General features: G+C 24.9%; 17 protein-coding genes. 9 read left to right on the plus strand and 8 right to left on the minus strand.

Going from position 1 to position 20,611, the window contains the following annotated elements; genetic code table 11:
• Nucleotides 1-586 precede the first annotated feature (586 nt).
• The 3 genes from KQY27_RS00990 to KQY27_RS01000 all read right to left on the minus strand — a co-directional run bounded on the left by KQY27_RS00990 (nt 587) and on the right by KQY27_RS01000 (nt 3,312).
• The gene (locus tag KQY27_RS00990; RefSeq protein ID WP_224424716.1) at nt 587-775 is read right to left on the minus strand and encodes a hypothetical protein; all 189 of its coding nucleotides are present in this window, start codon (nt 773-775) and stop codon (nt 587-589) included.
• Nucleotides 776-1,032: 257 nt separating this feature from the next.
• The gene (gene serB / locus KQY27_RS00995) at nt 1,033-2,754 is read right to left on the minus strand and encodes a phosphoserine phosphatase SerB (protein ID WP_224424717.1); all 1,722 of its coding nucleotides are present in this window, start codon (nt 2,752-2,754) and stop codon (nt 1,033-1,035) included.
• Nucleotides 2,755-2,766: 12 nt separating this feature from the next.
• Nucleotides 2,767-3,312 (minus strand): TATA-box-binding protein, encoded by a 546-nt coding sequence (locus tag KQY27_RS01000; RefSeq protein WP_224424718.1) that lies wholly within the window; start codon nt 3,310-3,312, stop codon nt 2,767-2,769.
• A 643-nt stretch (nt 3,313-3,955) separates the two neighbouring features.
• On the opposite strand from KQY27_RS01000, the gene cyaB reads away from it, so the two are divergent.
• From cyaB to KQY27_RS01020, 4 genes are all read left to right on the plus strand, one after another.
• Nucleotides 3,956-4,501: a class IV adenylate cyclase gene (gene cyaB / locus KQY27_RS01005; RefSeq protein WP_224424719.1), complete on the plus strand. Its 546-nt coding sequence runs from the start codon at nt 3,956-3,958 to the stop codon at nt 4,499-4,501.
• A gap of 113 nt (nt 4,502-4,614) precedes the next feature.
• A complete protein-coding gene (locus KQY27_RS01010) occupies nt 4,615-5,229 on the plus strand; it encodes a PsbP-related protein (protein ID WP_224424720.1) in 615 nt (204 codons plus the stop codon).
• Nucleotides 5,230-5,329: 100 nt separating this feature from the next.
• On the plus strand, nt 5,330-6,076 hold the full coding sequence (locus KQY27_RS01015; RefSeq protein ID WP_224424721.1) for an NAD-dependent protein deacylase: 747 nt from the start codon (nt 5,330-5,332) through the stop codon (nt 6,074-6,076).
• A 270-nt stretch (nt 6,077-6,346) separates the two neighbouring features.
• Nucleotides 6,347-6,823: a hypothetical protein gene (locus KQY27_RS01020; RefSeq protein ID WP_224424722.1), complete on the plus strand. Its 477-nt coding sequence runs from the start codon at nt 6,347-6,349 to the stop codon at nt 6,821-6,823.
• Between the two features lie 86 nt (nt 6,824-6,909).
• On the opposite strand, the gene sfsA is transcribed toward KQY27_RS01020, so the two are convergent.
• Together sfsA and KQY27_RS01030 are read right to left on the minus strand one after the other, a co-directional pair.
• The gene (gene sfsA / locus KQY27_RS01025) at nt 6,910-7,617 is read right to left on the minus strand and encodes a DNA/RNA nuclease SfsA (protein ID WP_224424723.1); all 708 of its coding nucleotides are present in this window, start codon (nt 7,615-7,617) and stop codon (nt 6,910-6,912) included.
• A gap of 40 nt (nt 7,618-7,657) precedes the next feature.
• The gene (locus KQY27_RS01030; protein ID WP_224424724.1) at nt 7,658-9,286 is read right to left on the minus strand and encodes an NAD(P)H-hydrate dehydratase; all 1,629 of its coding nucleotides are present in this window, start codon (nt 9,284-9,286) and stop codon (nt 7,658-7,660) included.
• Nucleotides 9,287-9,611: 325 nt separating this feature from the next.
• Between KQY27_RS01030 and KQY27_RS01035 the strand changes: the two genes are divergently transcribed.
• The gene (locus KQY27_RS01035; RefSeq protein WP_224424725.1) at nt 9,612-10,787 is read left to right on the plus strand and encodes an NAD-binding protein; all 1,176 of its coding nucleotides are present in this window, start codon (nt 9,612-9,614) and stop codon (nt 10,785-10,787) included.
• A gap of 187 nt (nt 10,788-10,974) precedes the next feature.
• Here KQY27_RS01035 and KQY27_RS01040 read toward each other — a convergent pair whose 3' ends face one another.
• Both KQY27_RS01040 and fhcD read right to left on the minus strand, forming a co-directional pair.
• Complete coding sequence (locus KQY27_RS01040; RefSeq protein ID WP_224424726.1) at nt 10,975-11,505, minus strand: carbonic anhydrase; 531 nt, start codon at nt 11,503-11,505, stop codon at nt 10,975-10,977.
• A 253-nt stretch (nt 11,506-11,758) separates the two neighbouring features.
• On the minus strand, nt 11,759-12,652 hold the full coding sequence (gene fhcD / locus KQY27_RS01045; RefSeq protein ID WP_224424727.1) for a formylmethanofuran--tetrahydromethanopterin N-formyltransferase: 894 nt from the start codon (nt 12,650-12,652) through the stop codon (nt 11,759-11,761).
• A gap of 495 nt (nt 12,653-13,147) precedes the next feature.
• On the opposite strand from fhcD, the gene KQY27_RS01050 reads away from it, so the two are divergent.
• Nucleotides 13,148-15,088: a YhgE/Pip domain-containing protein gene (locus KQY27_RS01050; protein ID WP_224424728.1), complete on the plus strand. Its 1,941-nt coding sequence runs from the start codon at nt 13,148-13,150 to the stop codon at nt 15,086-15,088.
• A gap of 174 nt (nt 15,089-15,262) precedes the next feature.
• Here KQY27_RS01050 and KQY27_RS01055 read toward each other — a convergent pair whose 3' ends face one another.
• On the minus strand, nt 15,263-16,411 hold the full coding sequence (locus KQY27_RS01055; RefSeq protein WP_224424729.1) for a UPF0104 family protein: 1,149 nt from the start codon (nt 16,409-16,411) through the stop codon (nt 15,263-15,265).
• A gap of 869 nt (nt 16,412-17,280) precedes the next feature.
• Here KQY27_RS01055 and KQY27_RS01060 point away from each other — a divergent pair.
• From KQY27_RS01060 to KQY27_RS01070, 3 genes are all read left to right on the plus strand, one after another.
• Nucleotides 17,281-17,502, plus strand: coding sequence for a TRAM domain-containing protein (locus KQY27_RS01060; protein ID WP_224424750.1), 222 nt, complete (start codon nt 17,281-17,283; stop codon nt 17,500-17,502).
• Nucleotides 17,503-18,120: 618 nt separating this feature from the next.
• Complete coding sequence (locus KQY27_RS01065) at nt 18,121-19,575, plus strand: TrkH family potassium uptake protein (protein WP_224424730.1); 1,455 nt, start codon at nt 18,121-18,123, stop codon at nt 19,573-19,575.
• Nucleotides 19,576-19,788: 213 nt separating this feature from the next.
• Nucleotides 19,789-20,439 carry a TrkA family potassium uptake protein gene (locus KQY27_RS01070; protein ID WP_224424731.1) on the plus strand — a complete coding sequence of 217 codons (651 nt, stop codon included), beginning with the start codon at nt 19,789-19,791 and terminating at the stop codon, nt 20,437-20,439.
• The last annotated feature ends 172 nt before the right edge of the window (nt 20,440-20,611 follow it).

The raw sequence follows: 20,611 nt of genomic DNA on the forward strand, positions 1-20,611 counted from the left end.
TTTTATAATTTATGTTTTATAGTTTATAGTTTATATTTTAAATTTTAATCAATATTTCTTAATTTCATAATTTTTTAATTTTTTAATTTCTTATATCCATTCCCCAATTTTATAATTATATATTAATTATAAAACAACAATATAATTTTTATATATTTGTTAGTTCAATTAGTTTATTGTGAAACTATGTGAGTTTTTATTATAAAAACCTTATCTATTTTTAAATTTTTTAATACAAATATTATTAATAGTAATATTTATAGTTTTTGATTGTTTATAACTAAAAACTCTAGAAAAATAAAAATGATAATAGTTGATAAATAAACATATAATTATCAATTAATTCATCAAATATCGAATTAAAAAATTAAATATAATAATATAAATTAAAATAAATTGTATAAAGTGAGATAGAGTGAAATAAAATTGAATAATAAAAAATATAATAGTATAAAATATTATAATATAAAATAGAGTAATATAGAATATAATGATATAGAATAGAGTAATATAAGATAAGTAAATATAATTAAAATATAATATAATAAAAAATAAAAAATATCTAGCTATTAAAGAATAAAACTAATTATCTATCTTTTTTATAAAATCCATAAAATTCACTACAATAAGCACACATAGGATATTCTTCATAGTGATAATGGCTGTCATCATCTGCATTAATGTTAAATTCTTGATGACACATATAACAGACTTCAATTTTTTCTTCAATTTGATCGGGTTGATTAGGAGATTTTTTATTTGTTTTAACTTCCACTATTTCACCAATAGCTAGATTAAATTTTACAACTGAAAAAATCAGTTTTATGATTAAACTTTATAGATAATATAATTTGGAATCATTAATAACTTAAAAAAATTACTATTATTCAATATTTTAATAAAAATAATAATAAAAATAATAATTTTAGTACTGAATAATTCAGCAGTTCTACTAATAATTCTACTAATATTCTACAATATTTACTAAAATTTTATTAATATTAACCTAAAAATAAGAAAAATAGGTTAAAATTAACCTATATCGTGCTTTTGTAAAAGTAAAAGCTCTTCAGTAGTAAGTTTTTTACCATGTTTGAATTTTTCAAATATATCTTCAGCTTTTTCTTTCTCTTCACGATTTTTCTTAGTACTAGATTGTTTTTCAGATTTTCTTCTTTTAGACTTATTAGTTCCGAGTTCTTTGTTAATAACGTGAATTTCACTTAAAACAATTTTGAACTCTTCATGCTTAGCTGATGCTGATTTTCTAGCTTCTATGAATTTTTTATGTGCTTCATCAGCTTCAGTTCTAATATCATCAGTTTTTCTGAAGTAATTAAGCATTTTTTCATGGAATTCTTGTGCTTGAGTAGACAATTCAACAACTTTAGCATGATGTTCTTCAGAAATTTTTTTAAGATCTTGAGCTTCTTCTTTAACTTTTTCGTCTTCAGTAATTTCCATCAATTGTTTTCTTAAATCATTAGCATTTTTAACCAATTGATTTTCTTTTTTGATATCTAAAACTCTAGTTTCAATGATTTTATCAATTTTTTTGATTTCATTTTCGAGTTTTAATCTATCTCTTCTACCAGAAGACCATTCAAGTTTTTTAAGCTCTTCATTTACATCATCACGTAATTTTTTAGCTTCTTCAACGGATTTATTAACTTCATTACGATTATCTCTTAAATCAATAGCTAATTTCAAATTTTCTTTTAAACTATCATTAAGATCATCACGTATTTTACGCTGTTCTTTAGCTATTTTGTTAAATTCTTCTCTTTCTTCAGCAATTTTAGCTATTATTTCTTCCCTTTCATCTTTTTGTTTTCTAACTCCTTCAGGAGTAGGAGCAAGGTCGAAGTCTACTTCAGGCAATGCATCCTTCTTAGACTTTTTAGATTTAGGTTTAGAAGTTTTATCTTTTTTAGAAGATTCTTTTCCATCATCAGATTCATCAACAGCTTTATCTTTATCTTCAACTTCAACAGTTTCTTCAGAGACATCTTCTTTCTCAGAAGATTTTTCAGTATCTTTTTCACTGGATTCAGAAGTAGATTCTTCAATTTCTTCTACAGTTTCATCATTAGATTCTTCAGCAACATTTTCAGTATTTTCAGAATCTAAATCTGTTATAACTGTTAAAACTTCTTTTAAATCATTATTTTCAACAATTATATCAGCTACTTCTTTAACTGCAGGTTTTGCATTGAAAGCAACACCATATTTAGCTATTTCAATCATAGAAATATCATTAGCTCCGTCACCAACAGCTACACATTCATCAACAGAAATATCATTATCTGCAATGATTTCTTTGAGAACATCAGCTTTAGAGCCTTCAACTAATGGTCCACTAACTTCTCCAGTTAATTTTCCATCTTCTTCTTCTAATGTGTTAGTAAATAAATAATCTAAATCAAGTTTTTCTTTTAAAGGATTTGCTATTAAATCAAAACTACCACTGATAACAGCTATTTCATAACCATTATCTTTCAAACCTTTGATAGCATCTTCAGCTCCATCCATTAACTTCATTTCATCAGCTAATTTTTTAATATCTTCTACTGAAGCTCCTTTTAAAAGTTTAACTCTTTCCTTTATAGATGTTTCGAAGTCTAAATCACCGTGCATAGCTTTTTCGGTGATTTCTGCAATTTCATCTTGAACGTTTACTAATTTGCCAATCTCATCTATCGCTTCACCATCAATAATAACATTATCTAAGTCAAATACTACAAGTTTAATCAATCATATCACCAATTATATTAAGTCCAACTCGCTAAGTCGGTCGTATGCCCTTTCTACTCCCAGCTTAGCATCATCTTTAGTTTTGGCACCAGTACAAACAACTTTGCCTGAGCCGAATAATAATAAAACAACTTTAGGGTCTTGTAAACGGTAAACTAAACCTGGGAATTGTTCAGGTTCATATTCCGTATTTTCTAATTCTAGAGCTACAGCTTCTAGATTTAATGTAGCTTCCAAGTTGGCAGAAGCAACAATATTTTGAATTTTAATCTCATATTCATGAGGAATATCTTTATCAACAGTCCTCATTAGATCAACAGTTTTGTGTATAGCTAAAATAGAATCATCTATAGATTTAGCTCCAGTACAAACCAATTTACCTGAGCTAAAAATAAGTGCTGCAGTCTTAGGTTCTTTTAGTTTAAAAACTAATCCTGGAAACTGTTCTCGATTAAAATCAACCCCTTCTAATGCTTTAGAAACTTCAGTAAGTTCTATGTCCTTTCCAATAGCAGCAGAAGCAACAATGTTCTCTATCTTTATATCAACATCGGTCAAGTTAAGATTCCTCCCAATCAAATTTTAAAAAAAATAAGTAAAAATTTAGTAAAAATTTAGTGAAAAACTAGCTACTATAAAAATTTACTTTATATATTTTTTGATTATATAATATATAAACCTATTTAAAAAATTTCAATAAAAAAATTTTGAGAAAATTTAAATATTAATAATTTAGTTTCAAATAATTTATAAATAATAGGTTAAAACTCAATCAACATTTAAACCATGAAAAACCAATTAATTAAAAATTGATTATTTTTTTTATAAATTATACTAAATAGAATATTAATAAATAGGACGTTGATTAAATAGAATGCTATTAAAAGTTATTAGAAAAAATTATAAATTTATATATTGTTAATATTTTTCTATATTAATTTATTATTTTAATACTATAAAAAACTATTGATTAAATGAAAAAATTAAAAAATGAAAAAAATAAAATAAAATAAAAAATAGAATAAAAAAATAATAAAGAATAATCAAAAAACAATGCAAGAATAATTAACTATTAAATCTATCAAAACTATTAAAATTATTGAAATTATGAAATTATATGAAATTATTAAAATATTAATTCCCCTATATAAAAAATTTCAAATATATAAAATTTAGAAAAATATATCAATAAAGGGATAAAATGATTGAAGTTGAAGTTAAAGCTAAAATAACTGATTTTAATGCTGTAAAAAAAATGTTGAAGAAAATTAATGCTGAAAAAGACCATATAGAACATCAAGAAGATAGCTATTTCAACAGCCCAATTAAAAATTTTGCAGAAACTGATGAAGCTCTTAGAATAAGAGAAGTTTCAGTGAATAACATATCAAAAACTTTTATAACTTATAAAGGACCTAAAATTGACTCACAAAGTAAGACTCGGGAAGAAGTAGAATTAGAAGTAGAAAATCCAAAAAAAATAGCTAAAGTATTTGAACATTTAGGATTTAAAAAAGTAGCTAAAGTAATTAAAAATAGAACCATTTACAATATTGACCAATACATCATAAGTCTCGATGAAGTAGAAGGATTAGAACCATATATGGAAATAGAAACAGATCTTGAGGATGGAAGTGAATTTGAAGAAGAATTAAACAAAATATTTGATATATTTAAAAAGTTAGGAATTAATGATGGTTTTGAAAGAACATCTTATTTAGAATTGCTAGAAAATAAAGACTCTTAACTATATATCTTCATTTAGAATCTTTATACAGATTATGAGATGAAAGATATTATGATTTTAATAATCGCCCGTAAGTACCTAAAATATAGATAAAAAATACTTAAAAAGAAAGTATGAAAACTTATAACAATAGTATAATATCTTTTAAATATGGAGAAAATTGGATTGAAAAGGATAAATCAGATGACCCATTCTCTATAGTGGTTTTAACCAATAATTTAACTGAAAATACTACAATGGATATATCAAAAATACCTATAAACTACAATAAAGGAGAAATCAATACAACAGACCAATATCATGAAATTACTGAAAAATATATCAAAAATAGATTTGATTCTGAAATATTAAATTCTTCTGAGATATTAGTAGATGGGGAAAATGCTTGTGACATAACAGCTTCAATGAATTTCAAAGATTTGAAATTAGAAGAGCGTTTCATAGGATTTGTTAAAAATCAGTATATATATCAATTTAAGATAATTACTGATAATAATATATCTTTAATCACTAATGAAATAAATGAAATCATAAATAGTTTTATTATACTTGATAAGTCATACAATCCCCCAAATAGGTTTAATGAAAAAGAAATTCAGGCAATATTACAAAAAACACGTTTAATGGACAAATTAGTAATGATGAAAGTCCTTAAAAAGTTAATTTTAATAATTATAATCTTTTTAACAATTCTACTAATTACTTTAATAATAGGAATTTTATTATAATAACATATAAATTACAATATTGCTAAGAATATTTAGTTAAGTGATTTATATGAGCATTCTTAAAAATGAATATCTTAAATGAATATCTTAAAGAGATAAAATGATTAAATCTACATTAAAAAAAATAGAAGAATTAAAAGAAATAATATCTAATTCTAATAACATTGTGTTCTTCGGAGGTGCAGGGGTTTCGACTGAAAGTGGAATACAAGATTTTCGAAGTAAAAAATCAATATATGATACCATTGAAAACTATGGAGATTCTCCAGAAACTATTCTATCTCACAAATACTTTTTTACAAATTCAGAATGTTTTTACAAATATTATAAAGAAAATATGATTCATACTTCTGCTAAACCAAACAATGCTCATTTAGCTATTGCAGAACTTGAAAAACAAGGGAAAATTAAAAGTACTATAACACAAAACATAGATGGACTTCATCAAAAAGCTGGAAGTGAAAATGTTTTGGAACTTCATGGAAGTATAATGAAAAATTATTGTGTGGAATGTGGAAAAAGTTATAATCTTGATTTTATAGTTAATTCAGAAAAAATTCCTAAATGTAGTAGCTGTAGAGGTATAATAAAACCAGAAGTGGTATTATATCAAGAAAATTTAGATATAAATACTATGGAAAAAGCAGCGGAATATATAGCTAACTCCGATGTACTTATTGTTGGAGGAACATCACTTGTTGTTTATCCTGCAGCAGGACTTATTCATAATTTCAATGGAGAAAATTTAATCCTTATAAACAAAGATGAAACTCCTTATGATGATTATGCAAATTTAGTAATAAATGAAGCTATTGGCAAAGTTTTCAAAGAACTTATGAAAAAATAAGTATATAGAATTTTTAGATATTTTATTGAACTTAAATATTAAATCAAATAATATTACTCCTATATTTTATATTAAATAATGAAAATATGAAATAATTAATAAAATATGAAATAAATTAATAAATAATAAAAAATCAAAGATTTTTAAATCTATAAAAATAGAAAATTTTTATAAATAATAAAAAATAATATATAAAAAAATATAAAGATTTGTGAATTAAATTTAAATTTTATGAATAATTTAAGATAAACAATATACTAGTGATTTTAAATGAAAGAAAGTAATAAATTTTTAATAGTAATAGTTATTGTTGCAATTTTTTCTATAGGCGCTTTAGCAATCACAGGAGTTGCATTAATGCAAATTTCCCAAAATTTGATGCCTGAAAATCCAAATGCTGAAATCAAAAATGAAACATTTAATTCAACCACCATATCTGTTCCAGTAACATCAAATTTTACTGAACAATCTGGAGTTTTTGTTGATAAAAAGAATCAACTAATTATTCAAGTAATGAATGAAACAATTCCTCAAAATCAGAAAAATGCTTATTCTAAAGTTTTTGAAAAGCAATTTAATGCAACACTAATTAATTCATCTAATTTACCTGATAATATAATAGCATTTAAAGGTGCCCAAAATAATTCTATAGTTCTCGTAATGGGTGAAAAACAAACTGTAGTTGTAATGGCATCTAATCAGGAATTAGCATTGAAAATAGCAAAAAGTGTGAAATTTAATGGATAAATAAAATATCCATAAAATTTAACAAATAATTTTTATTTTTTAAAAAATCTTTAAATTTATTTATAAACTTTTTATTTTTTATTCTATTAGTACTTTTCAAGATTGTATTCCATAGCTTTTCCAATTATTTCATTACCATTTAAGCTATTTTTAGATTTGTAAACTAATATTTCAACTCCAGCTTTTTCGGCCATTGTTAAAGTTTCACTAAAATCAATATCAGTTTGCCAATTAGGTCTGAAGCTATTTCCATTAGGATGTTGAATTAAAAAGAATGCAACAGATCTATGACCTTTTTTCTTCAATTCTATTAATTCATCTAAATGTTTTTTCCCTCTTTCTGTTGGAGCATCTGGAAAAATAGCTACATTATCTTCAACAAGAGTAACGCCTTTAACTTCAATATAACAGTCCTTATTTTCCTCAGGATTATCTAAGTATATATCCATTCTTGAGTTTCCAACTGTTTTTTCTCTTTTAATTATGGAATATCCATTAAGTTCCTTTATTTTTCCATTAAGAATACCTTCATAAACAATTTTATTAGCTTCTTGAGAATAAATTGAAACAAGTGCACCATTATTTTCTACAAAAAGAAGAGAAAATTTAGTTTTTCTTTTTGGATTATCACTTGGCATCAGATAGACAGTAGCTCCTTCAATTAAAAGTTCTTTGCATCTTCCTGTATTTGGAACGTGTGCAATAACTATTTCACCATCAATTTCAACTTCTGCAATAAAACGATTAGGCCTAGATTTGAAAGTTGCTTTTAAATATTTACTTGAATTGACCATTCAATCCACCATATAATAATTAAAACCAAAATTAAAAAGTTCAAATATTGATATTTTCCATTAATAATCCTAAAAATTCAGATAATTGACTTGCTACAAAGCCATTGCCATATTCTTCTTTAGCAAAATCACCAGCCTTTCCATTTAAATATGTAGCTAATGCTCCTGCATGATAGCTATTTAAACCTTGAGATAGAAGACTTGTAGCTACTCCAGCTAAGGAATCACCAGTTCCCCCTACAGTCATTCCAGAATTACCAGTTTTATTTATTCTAAGACTGTTTTTACTAAATATTAAATCATATTTGCCTTTCAATATAACAGTTCCATTAATATTTTTAATAACATTTTGGAAGGTAGCTATTTTTTCTTTTAATTTAATATAATCTAATTCTTCAGAATCAGAAATTAAAGTTATATTATCATATTCATCGATATAATTATTGAAAAATGATTTAAATTCCATTAAATGTGGCGTTAATATCAAATCTTCTCTATTTTTAATCACAATTGGATCAACTAGTTTTAAAGCATCAGCATCAATGACAAGAGGTTTATCTATTTTTTTAGCTAAAACATTGAATAACTTACCAGTTTCTTCATTTTGTCCAGCTCCAGGACCCAATAAGATAGCATCAATACTATTATCTTCAATAATCTTTAAAATTTCTTCTAAATTATCTAAATTTAAATAATCTTTATTCCCACTATTAAGTCTTTCAAGCCCCTCAACCCCTTCAAATCCTTCAAGTCCTTTAACAATCAAATCTGGTGATTTTTGTTTTATAGCTAAACTTACAGATTCTGGACAAGCAATATAAACCAAATCAGAACCACTAGCTAAAGCTGACAATCCAGCGATAGTAGGAGCCCCATGATAATCTTTGCTTCCTCCAACAATTAAAATTTTTCCATTATTACCTTTGTGAGATGTTTTTTTCCTTGAATTTAATCTAAGTAAATCTCCAGTGCCTGTAAATATTTCAGCTTCGATAGGAATTCCAATATCACAAATTACAAGGCCTCCAACAGAGCTTTCATCAGACAAACTAGCTTTTTTAACACCAGTTTTTACTTTATGGAATGTTACAGTATACTCTGGTTTTACAGCTATATCTGGAATTTCTCCAGTTAATGGATCCATTCCTGATGGAACATCAATGGATATTTTTAATGAATTAGATTCATTTATAACTTCAATTACTTTTTTAACTTTTTCTTTGAGTTTTCCATCTATTCCAGTTCCTAAAATCCCGTCAATAATAATGTATTCACTGAAACTATTTGAATTTGCTATTTCAATATGTTCAATATCGGTTAAATCATTTAATTCAATAATTTTTAGCCTTGAAATATTAGGAACCATATTTTCTAAGATTTCAAAGTTAATTTGAGCATCTATTGACTTGATGCTATTTTTAGATGTTAGCATAAATATTTCAACTTCAAAACCTCTGTTTAAAAGATGTCTTGCAGCTACAAATCCATCCCCAGCATTTCCTCCAGATCCTGTAAATATACCTATCTTTACTGGCTTTGAAAAAGTAAATGTTGATATTTTAGCTATTTCATCTGATAAACATTTACCTGCATTTTCCATTAAACATAACCGCGATAGACCTAAATCTTCACAATTAATATCTACTACATTCATATCTATAGGATCCATTAGTTAATCTCCATTTTTTATTTTAATATTAGCTGAATTATCCCCATAATAATTAGCTATTTATTATCCTTAAGAGCATATAATTGTATATATATTTTATATTTTCATTTTATATATTTTATAATGATTTATTTTTTTATAGTGTCAATTATTATAAATTATTATTCTATAAATACATATAATACTATATATTATGTTATTAGGACATTACATTATTATAAGAATATTAATAAAAATTATAAGAGATGATATTCTTATTAAATTATAAGCAAATATAAAACAAAATTATAAAACAAAATATAAAATACCATAAAAAGGTGTTTATTTGAGTTCAAAACCTCGAGAATCACGGATAAAAAAAGTATTTGGAGATGTTCCAAGCCATATACTTATTTATGCACTAATTGCATTATCAATACTCATTAGTTATGGGATAATTGGTTCTCTTTTAATAATGAAATTAGATATTGTTAATTCAATCTATTTTACAATTATTACAATAACCACTGTAGGATATGGAGATATAATACCTTTATTGCCTATACAAAAAATGTTTGCAGTGACTTTAGCTATTGGAGGAGTCGGACTTATTGCATATGTGTTTGGTTTAACAATATCATTAGTTGGTCAAAGGATTGAAGAATTGAGAAGTGGTGTTAGAATGAAAAGAACTATTAAATCCCTAAAAGATCATTATATATTATGTGGATATGGGAGAGTTGGGGCCGTAGTTGCAGAAGAATTAGAAAAAAGGAATCAGACAATAGTTATTATAGATAAAAACCGAGATATTGTTGAAAATCTTGAAGAAGAAAGTGATATATTGGTTATACATGGAGATGCAACTGATGAAAGTAGTTTACATAAAGCAGGAATTGATAATGCAACAGGAATAATATTAGCTACTGGAAGTGATGTTGATAATTTATTTATAGCCTTAACTTCAAGAGAAATCTCAAAAGATATCTGGATTGTTTCAAGAGCTAGTAAAAAGGAAAATATATCTCGTCTTTATAATTCTGGAGCTAATAAAGTAATCTCTCCAGAAGAAAGTGGAGGTACTGATATTTACTTTGCAGCTATCCAGCCAAATCTTGTAAAAATAACAACAAAGCACGACTCCAAAGATATAAAGAAAGAAATGGAAATTATCATAAAATATGGCTGTTCTATTGAAAATATTGAGTATCATTATCCTTATTTTAAAGAACCTTTAAAAAGAAAAATAGAAGCTTCCTCTATAGAACAAGTAGATAAATTCTTAGGAAAGATAGATTCAGATATGGATACTAGAGAAGCTCTTGAATCTATTTATGAAATAGTAAATGGAATACATTCTCACTGGGTATCTGGTCCAAACCATGAAACACTAGAAAAAATGGTAGAAGCACTGAAGAAAGAAAATTTAATTTTTGGTGTTAATTTAAGTCATGACGAAATAATGGAAATAGCTAAAAAATATGGGAAATTCAAAGTCATACTGAAAAAAGAAGATGAATAGTTAATGATATTTAAAAAGAAGATATCTGAAATAAAAATAACTAATAATATTTAAAAATAAAATATATAAAATAAAATAACACAAAAATAAAATAATAATAAAATAAATTATAAAAAATTAAAAATAAAAATATTTAAAAATAACTAAAAAATATTATTTTTAATATATTGATGATTTAATTAATGTATTAATATCCATTTACTAAAACATCTATTTTTCCTGTGATTGGATCCATGATAAGGCCATGAACTGGGACATCAGCTGGAATAAATGGAGAATTTTTTATTTTTTCAACTCCTTTTATAACATTGGCCTCTTCAGTCTCAATAGCTCCAATCCATTGACTTATATCTATTTTAGCTATTTCATCAGGAGATATTCCTTTTTTTAACATATTTGCTTTTAGTTTTTCTGGATCTGCACCAGCCATTCCACAATCATGATGTCCAACTAACATAACCTCCTCTGCTCCAAGAGCAAAAATAGCTGCTGCAACAGACCTTATAACATCACGATCTAAGACATTATTTCCGGCATTTTTAATAATTTTTGCATCTCCACGATTAATACCCATAGATTGCTCTAAAAAACCATCAGTAAGACGTGTGTCCATACAAGCTACAATAGCTAACTTCTTTTGAGGCATATGAGATAGTTTAACCTCATCAAATTCTTCTACAAATTCTTTATTAGATTCTAATACTTCATTAAGTAACATTGACAAACCCTCATTAAACGATTAGTTATTAAAATATATAAATCATTCTATCATCGTTTTAATTTTTATAAAAATATGATATAAATATAGAGAAATAAAGAAAATTAATAGAAATAAATTATAAAAATAAGGAATAAATAGATTTGATAAAAAATATAAACCAAAAATAGAAAAAATTAAAAAATAAAGTAAAAATAATTAAAAAAAATTAAAAATAAAAATAAAGAAAAATAAAGTAAAATAAATTAGTAAATTAGAATAAATCTCTTAAATTAATTTTATAAGCACCTAAACTTCCACCATAGTTACCTGCACTGATTTCTTTAACACCAGGAATAGTACAAGCAGCTTTGATACCTTGTTTCATAGCTTCTCTTACAGATTCTTCATCAATACCATCAATAACAATTTCGTAGATACCATTAACATCTTTTCTAATTTCACTTTCTACAACTTCATCTTTAAGAGTAACACACATTTTTTCATTAGTAGAAGCATTTAAAAAGTTATATTTATTACAACCTACTTTAGAACCAGAAGCTACAATTCCACCCGGGAAAGGAGTAATTGTTCCAGGAACTTCATATATTGCATCAACAGCTGCTTCAGCTGCTACAAGTGCATTCATTTGACTATCTGCAAGTATAAAGAAGTTTCCTCCAGCTACACCATCTTTCATTCCAAATTCGGTTTCTACTAAGAAATCACCAGACATGATAGGAATAGATTGAACAGTTTTTCCACCTACTTCTACTTCTTTCTCATATCCATCACCGAAGAATTTTAACTTGAATCCTGCTTTTAATACTTCTTCAGTATCTCCTAATGCATTGAATACTGCAGTAGTTGGAGCAGTTAGTATTCCCATTCCAATTCTTTCAAGGAGTTCATGATCAAGCTGTTTTTTACTTGAGTTGCAAATCATTATATTATAACCAGGTCTTCCATCAGGAGTTTCAAGGGGAGAAACATATCCATCTATTCCAGCTTCAGCAGGACATCCGATTACAGAAGTAGCATAACCAGTAGCCTCAGTAGCTGCTACAAGAGCTAATTTTTTAGTTGCTGCAGTTACAAGTAGTCTAGAAACTTTTATTCCAAAAGCTTCTGCATAAGTATCTTTTATATCTACGCCATTTAATTGCATATTTTCACCAGTTTAAAATTTCATTTATTATAAAATAAAGTTTTCTATTTGTTCTTAAAAAAGTAAATCAATTTCCTATTTTCATGCATATTTTATATTATATTTCATGAAATTAATATTATCTGGTCTTAAAAAATATCCTTAATATGGGTAAAAGTGCTAATTTTAAATTGAATCATTTAAATATTTAATAATTATTATTTATAAAATTATATAAGTTTATCATTTAGATAAAATAGATTTAAAAAGATAATTAAGCTAAATATAATAATTTTAATAAATATTTTTATCTTTTATTAATAATAAAGTTAATTTTATATAGTAGTAATTAGAAAAGAAGTAAAGATTATTTATAAGCTAAATAAAAAATTAATATATACCAATTAGATTGATTCAGATTATTTTTATAATATTATAACATATTTTACATTTTTATAATGTATTTTATTGCATTTTATATTATATTTACACATTAATTTATTTAAGGGATAATAAATGAGACTTGAAAAAGCTTTAAACATATTTAAGAGTGATATGAAAACTATATTTACTAATCCAGTAGTACTTATAGTTTTATTAGCCATAATATTAATACCTTCTCTTTATGCCATAGTAAATATTGAAGCTAACTGGGATCCCTATGAAAATACAGCTAATTTAAAAATAGCTGTTGTAAATCAAGATTTAGGATATTCTGTAAATAATGAAAATCTTAATGTAGGAGATATGTTAGTCGATGAACTAAAAGAAAATAAAACTTTTAATTGGGAATTTGTAAGTTATAAAGAAGGAATGGATGGTTTAAATAGAGAAAAATATTATGGAATAATTATAATTCCATCGAATTTTAGTAAATCCCTATTATCAATTGAAAGTTTAAATCCCGATAGATCTGAGATAACATTTATTACAAATGACAAAATGAATCCTATTGCTTCAAGAATAACAGATACAAGTGCAAATAATATCCAATCAGCAATTAATACAAAGGTAACAAGAACTATTGATGATATAATATTTAATAATTTGTATGATATTGGGAAAATAGCTAAAAGTAATGAAAAAAATTTTAATAATTTAAAAAACTTTTTAAACAATTTAAATAGTAAAACTAGTAGTATTGGATCATATTTGAGTGATGGACAACACGATATGGGAGTTGTTAGCAATATCTGGTCAAATGTCTATAAAGACTTGCCCCAACTAAAAAAAGACACATACAGTCTAAAAAATAATTATGATAACTTATACAATCAAATTTCATCTAATCCTCAAAAAGCTCTAAGTACTGTAAAGCTGATGGAATCAAAAATTACAAACACTATTCAAATTTTAAAAATTACTGATGCTTATTTAAATAATTTATACAATTTAACAAATAATGAAGATTTAAAACCTATAATAAAAGATGTTGAAGAGGATTTATCAATAGCAAATAAGATATTAACAGTTTTGGAAGATATTGAGAAAAATATTGATGATGTTAGCCATAATAAAGGTAATTTAGTCAAACTTAATAGTCTAATAAATCAATTAGATAAAAATGTGAATATTCTTAATGATAATAAAGAAACAATTAACAATAAGGTTAATATAGCATCAAAAGGTGTTGATTATGCAAATTCTAATTGGCCGATAGCGAAAAACTATATTGAAGAAGCTACAGCTAAAATTAACAGTATAAATTATGATAAATTAGCTCAATTTTCTAATGCAAATTTAAGTAGTATTGATAACTATTTCCAAAGCCCTGTTGAAGTTAAAGAAAAAAAGTTATATCCTATTGATAATTATGGAGAAGGAGTAGCTCCATTTTATATTTGTTTAGCATTATGGGTAGGCTGTGTTATTACATCTGCAATGGTAAGTACAAGATTTAGACCAAAATCAACATTCAACCCCATGAATAGATCTCTAAATAATAATATCCAAAATTTTGATTCTGAAAGTATATATGTCGGAAGAATGGGATTATTTTTAGTAATTAGCATATTACAATCCTTAATAATCATAATAGGGTTATTGCTATTAAATTTAAACATTAGCTCGACATTTTTATTTATAATTACAACATTTTATGTTGGATTATGTCTTATGATAACTATATATTCGATAATTTCAACACTTGGAAATTCTGGAAAAGCATTTGTTATTGTTCTACTTGTTTTTCAAATTCCTGCAACAGGAGGAACATACCCAATTCAATTACTTCCTCAATTTTTCCAGATTATTCATTCATTATTACCTTTAACATATGGTATTGGAGCTATAAGGGAAGTTATGGGCGGTATTTATTGGAGTAATTATATATATAATATTATAATATTATCTATATACCCAGTTGTATCATTTTTAATAACAATATTAATTAAAGAAAAATTAGAAAAATATACAAAATTAATGGAAGAAAAATTAGACGACAGCGGATTGTTCTAAATATCATAAACATTTAAAAAAAAAAAAATTAGATAACAGAAGATTGTTTCAATATTTAAAATTCTTCTTTTTTTAAAATTTTTATTCTAATCTTTTTTATCTTTCTTATCTTTCTTATATCCTTTATTCTCTTTATATTATTTATTTTATTTATTTATATCCTCAAAAAATTCTCTATTTATCTCCTTTATCTTCAATATTTTCAATATTTTCTTTATTAACATCTCCAATATCTTTTTTATCATTTTTATCTTCCATGTAATCTAATTCATCAATAATTTCTTTAACTGTTTCTTCTTCACTAATACTAGTACTATTAATTTTATCAAAAACAGAAGCCCCATAATGAGGCAATATAGCTAACCCAATCATTGTTGTCATCCAAAAAGAAATAAGACGTTCAATTACAGTAGCAGCTGCACTTATTGATGGAGAAATTCCAGCAGAACTATAGAATAATATCATAACTCCGTCAACAGCACCAAGTCCCCCTGGAAGAAGAGGAATCATACCAATTAAGCTAGCTACTATAAATACTTCACCAATAAGTATTGGATCAACAGTTGCTCCAAAAGCAAGAAAAACTAAAAATACTCTTAGGATTTCAGTAAACCAAATTAAAAATGAAACTGGAAGTGCATGATAAAGTATTTTCCTATCTTTAAGCATTAATTTCATAGTTTTTTGAAACCCTGAAATAGCTTTAATAACCTTTTGCTCCAATATTTCTGGATCGATTTTTCTATAGAAAAACTTAATTATTTTAACAAGCCATTTTGTAATCTTTTTTCCAGCTTTTTGATTAACTGACATATATATTAAAAGGATTAAAGCAACTGTTATTCCCATAACAGAGAGAATAAGGATTGTCAGAACTAAGGGACTCAGTGAAAAATACAAAATCATTGAAATTATAGTTATAATAGCTAAAAGAAGAAATGGAAAAGTATCCAAAGCCCTATCAGCTATAACTGTTGCAAAAGCTTCTTCAGAAGGATTATTAGATTGTTTTGCCAGGATATATGCTCTAACAGGTTCTCCTCCACCACGTCCACTAGGAGTTATATTATTAACAGCTAAACCTACTAAAACCATTGGAAACAAATTTTTAATACTAATATTAATATTAGCTGTTTTATTTACAATATTCCATCTAAGAGCAAATAAATAATATGTAAATATCTGCATAATTATCGCCAACAGAATAAACCAGAAATTAGCTAACTCAAGTGCATCAATAACTTGATCTATTCCTATAAAATATAGCATAACAGCCAGTATAGCTAAACCAATTAATAAAAATATTATTGTCTTATGTTTCATAACATCACAATTAATTAATTCCTAATTCCATCAAAATAAGTTTCAAAAAACCATTATTTGATTTAAAATTATTTTATTAAAATATTTTATTAAATTTATTCAATTATCTCTATTTAAATATTTTATCCGAGTATGTTATATAGATATCTTAATTCTAAATATATATTATCTTAAATTATATCCAAATTATATTTATTTAATTATATTTTAATCATATTTTAATTTGACTATTTGATAATACTAATCATATATAAAAATAATGTAAAAAATAATAGTAAAATAATATTAAAAATAAAAGTAAAAATAGAATATATAGAAATATTATAAAAAATATATAAAAAAAATAAAAATAAGATAAAAATAAGATAAAAATAAGATAAAAATAAGATAAAAATAAGATAAAAATAAGATAAAAAATCAACTTATTATTATATTAATATTATTAATAATATATAGTTTTAAAATAATATTTTTGTTCAGGTTTTATAAAACAATACATGTTATTATTATAATATATATAAAAAATATATAAAAAAACTTTGAAAAATTAGTTAAATTTATATATCTTAAAAATCATTGTAATAATAATGCATAAAATAGATAATATAAAACATATGGTTTTTTCTAAATTAATTAAATTTATTTAAAAATAATATTTCATTAAAAATACATTTGAATATTAATTTTAATTTAATTTATTAGAATACAAATTTTAATTAATTGAATATTAATTTCATACTTTTTTTAATAATTATTTATTTACAAAATTTAAATTTAAATTGGTTGTCTGATGAATTTTTATGTTATTACTACTTTTGCATTATGTTACGGACTTAGGGAAACCTTGTCCAAAACTAGGTGTTATTAAAATGTTTGAAGATAGTTATAATAGACAAGAAGAATTCTCTTGCCCCGTAGAAGTTGGCACAGAGTATGATGTTAAAATCGAAGACCAAGGTAAATCTGGCGATGGTATTGCTAGAGTAGACGGATTTGTTATATTCGTTCCTGGAGCCGAAGTTGGTCAAGAAGTAAAAGTAAAAGTCAATGCAACCCGCCGAAAATTTGCTTTCGGTGAAATAGTAGAATAATACTACTTTATTGGTTTATGACAATTAATAAATAGCTATACTTATTATTTAAAGCAGTATATGTTATTTATTAATAAAATTCTTTTTTTATCTAGTAATTTGTCCAATAATTATTTTACTAATAAAATAATTATTAGATATAATTTATTAGATTTAATTATTTATTAATTAAAATTTAATTACTAACAAATAAACACGATTTCTTATTTTGACACATTTTTAATATATTTCTAAAATATGCTTAATAATATTCTTAACTTATTTTTAACTTATTTTTAACTTAATCTTAACTTATTCTTAATTTATTCTTAATTTATTCTTAATTTATTCTTAATTTAAACTATATTTTCTCAAAATTATATCTATTTAAACTTTTAATCCTCTAATTTTTATTTTAAAGGATTATTCTATTAAAATTTTATTTTTTAAAGTTATTCCTTTTAATACATATATCCATAAAATATTTCATAATTCCAGGTAATTGAATGTTATAATCATCCCATACATAATAATTATACATATTATTAAAATTATTGAAAATTGAATATTTAATATTTTAATAATAATACTTATTGAAAATTAATAAATTTTATATACCAATAAATCATATGATAATTGATGAGATACATTCGTAAAAGAGACATCTATATTGTAGGCCAATACCTTGGTAAGATTATGCAAGGTGTGGGAATACTTGTATTAATTCCTTTAATAGTAGCTCTAATATATCAAGAACATATAGCTTATATTGGATTTGTGATTCCTGCTATTTTATCTATTTTAATAGGGACTTTACTAACTAAAATTGAAGTTAAACGCCCTAGGATGGCAATAAAACATGCTATGCTAATTTCTTCTTTAGCTTGGCTTTGGGCTAGTTTTATTGGTGGGCTTGTAATGGTATTATGTTTAGATATTTCTTTTATAGATGCTTTTTTTGAAAATATGTCAGCGTGGACTGGAACTGGCATTACCATGTTTTTAGATGTAGAATCTTTACCAAATTCAATACTCTTTTTAAGAAGCCTTGAGCAGTGGATTGGTGGTTTGGGTATTGTTGTTATAGTAATCGGGACATTAGTTTATACTGGAACAGCTGCTTCACGTCTTTATAAATCAGAAGCTAGAGAAGACAGGATCAAGCCAAGTATAGCAAACACATTGAAAAAAACTCTTCAAATCTATTTTATTTATACAGCAATCGGTATTGCATTATTCATAATAGCTGGAATGCCAGTATTCGATTCAATAAATAATACATTTACTGCAATTTCAACTGGTGGAATGTCCATTAAAAATTTAAACATGGGATACTACAATAATAATTTATTTTATATGATTTCGATGCTTATAATGATTTTAGGAGCTACAAGCTTTTTAACTCATTATCGTGTCTTTAAAACAAAAGGAAAAGCCATATTTAAAGATATTCAGTTTATAGCTATGATTGGATTAATCGCAGTTAGTAGTATTATAATTTACTTTGCAACAAATTTGATACCTATGGATATTGTATACAATGTTGTTTCAGCCATAACCACAACAGGAGCAAGCATTGATAGTGTAGCTGCTACAGCTGCATGGCCAGGATTTTTCAAAATAATAATAATTAGTTTAATGATAATAGGTGGTGCTGCAGGTTCTACTGTTGGTGCAGTTAAGTTATCAAGAATTATAACAATTTTAAGAGGATTATCAAAAAATATTATCAATAATATTTCTCCAGAAGGTAGAATTGTAAAGATTAAATCTTCTGGAAGAGCTATTGGTGATTCTGAAGTAACAGAAGCAAGTTCGTATCTTTCAATCTATATATTATTCCTTTTAGGAGGATGGTTAGTCTTAACATTCTATGGTTATGATGGAATCAATTCATTATTTGATATATCTTCTGCTCAAGGTAATGTAGGACTTAGTACTGGAATTATTACACCATCTACCCCTTTAATAGCTAAAATAGTAGTTATATTTAATATGTGGATTGGAAGATTGGAAATAATACCTGTACTTATTCTTATAAGAAGTGGATTAGAATTATTTAAAATATTTATCCCTTCAAAGAAGCCCATATAATTTAATAATCTTTAAAAATAATTATATTCCTATGTACCATCAAATCAAGCATATTTAATATATTTTATTATATATTGTTATATTAATTAATTGATTAATTAATTTTAGTGATTTATTAGATTATATAGAATTATAATATATATTTTTAGAAAGACTTATAAATAAAAAAATATATATTATTTTAGATATTAATTTTTATTTAAAGGTGTTCAAATGTATGTTGTTATAATGGGCGGAGGTCGTGTAGGGCTCACTCTTGCAGATCTTTTAGTAAATGATGGGTATGATATTACCCTAATCGAAAATAGTGAAAATTTATGTAATAATGCTGCTTCAGAGTTAGATGCCCTAGTAATTTGTGGTAATGGTACTGATACAAAAACATTAGAAGAAGCTAATATACAAGATGCTGATTTTTTTGTTGCAGCTACTGGAAATGATGAAGCTAACTTGCTTTCATGTATTTTAGTTAAAGATTATGACATACCTAAAATAATAGCTCGTGTTAGTAATCCTGACCATGAAGAAGCTTTTAAAAAAGTAGGAATAGATGATGTAATAAGTCCTGAAATAACAGCAGCAGGTTTCCTTGAAAAAATTATAACCCGCCCCAATGTTGCTGATTTAACTGCATTTGGAAAAGGAAATGCTGAAATTCTTGATATGATTATAGAAAATGAGAAAGTGACTGGAAAAAAAGTATCTGAAGTCTCACCAACAGAAGATTACATGATAATAGCTACTTATCATGGAGGTAAATTAGTAATACCGAAACCAGATAGTGTTTTAAATAAAGGAAATAAGATTTCCATCCTTGTGAAAAGAGGTTCCTTTAAAAAAGCAGCAAAAAAATTCATGGGTTAATATATTATTTATTTTATTATCCTATTAACTTAAACATCATAAGATTTATTTTTAAACTATTTTTAAATTATTTTTAAATTATTTCTAAACTATTTTTAAACTATTCTAAAATTATTCTAAAATTATTTTTAAAACAAATCCAAATTTGATACAATAATATCTCACTAAATAT

This window comes from Methanobrevibacter sp. TMH8 (assembly GCF_020148105.1).
Taxonomy (GTDB): domain Archaea; phylum Methanobacteriota; class Methanobacteria; order Methanobacteriales; family Methanobacteriaceae; genus Methanobinarius.

Bases quoted from the DNA above. Each gene is read 5' to 3' on its own strand.
- cyaB (WP_224424719.1), top strand. From the start codon at position 3,956: ATGATTGAAGTTGAAGTTAAAGCTAAAATAACTGATTTTAATGCTGTA.
- KQY27_RS01010 (WP_224424720.1), top strand. From the start codon at position 4,615: ATGAAAACTTATAACAATAGTATAATATCTTTTAAATATGGAGAAAAT.
- KQY27_RS01015 (WP_224424721.1), top strand. From the start codon at position 5,330: ATGATTAAATCTACATTAAAAAAAATAGAAGAATTAAAAGAAATAATA.
- KQY27_RS01020 (WP_224424722.1), top strand. From the start codon at position 6,347: ATGAAAGAAAGTAATAAATTTTTAATAGTAATAGTTATTGTTGCAATT.
- sfsA (WP_224424723.1), bottom strand. From the start codon at position 7,617: ATGGTCAATTCAAGTAAATATTTAAAAGCAACTTTCAAATCTAGGCCT.
- KQY27_RS01030 (WP_224424724.1), bottom strand. From the start codon at position 9,286: ATGGATCCTATAGATATGAATGTAGTAGATATTAATTGTGAAGATTTA.
- KQY27_RS01040 (WP_224424726.1), bottom strand. From the start codon at position 11,505: ATGTTACTTAATGAAGTATTAGAATCTAATAAAGAATTTGTAGAAGAA.
- fhcD (WP_224424727.1), bottom strand. From the start codon at position 12,652: ATGCAATTAAATGGCGTAGATATAAAAGATACTTATGCAGAAGCTTTT.
- KQY27_RS01050 (WP_224424728.1), top strand. From the start codon at position 13,148: ATGAGACTTGAAAAAGCTTTAAACATATTTAAGAGTGATATGAAAACT.
- KQY27_RS01055 (WP_224424729.1), bottom strand. From the start codon at position 16,411: ATGAAACATAAGACAATAATATTTTTATTAATTGGTTTAGCTATACTG.
- KQY27_RS01060 (WP_224424750.1), top strand. From the start codon at position 17,281: ATGTTTGAAGATAGTTATAATAGACAAGAAGAATTCTCTTGCCCCGTA.
- KQY27_RS01065 (WP_224424730.1), top strand. From the start codon at position 18,121: ATGAGATACATTCGTAAAAGAGACATCTATATTGTAGGCCAATACCTT.
- KQY27_RS01070 (WP_224424731.1), top strand. From the start codon at position 19,789: ATGTATGTTGTTATAATGGGCGGAGGTCGTGTAGGGCTCACTCTTGCA.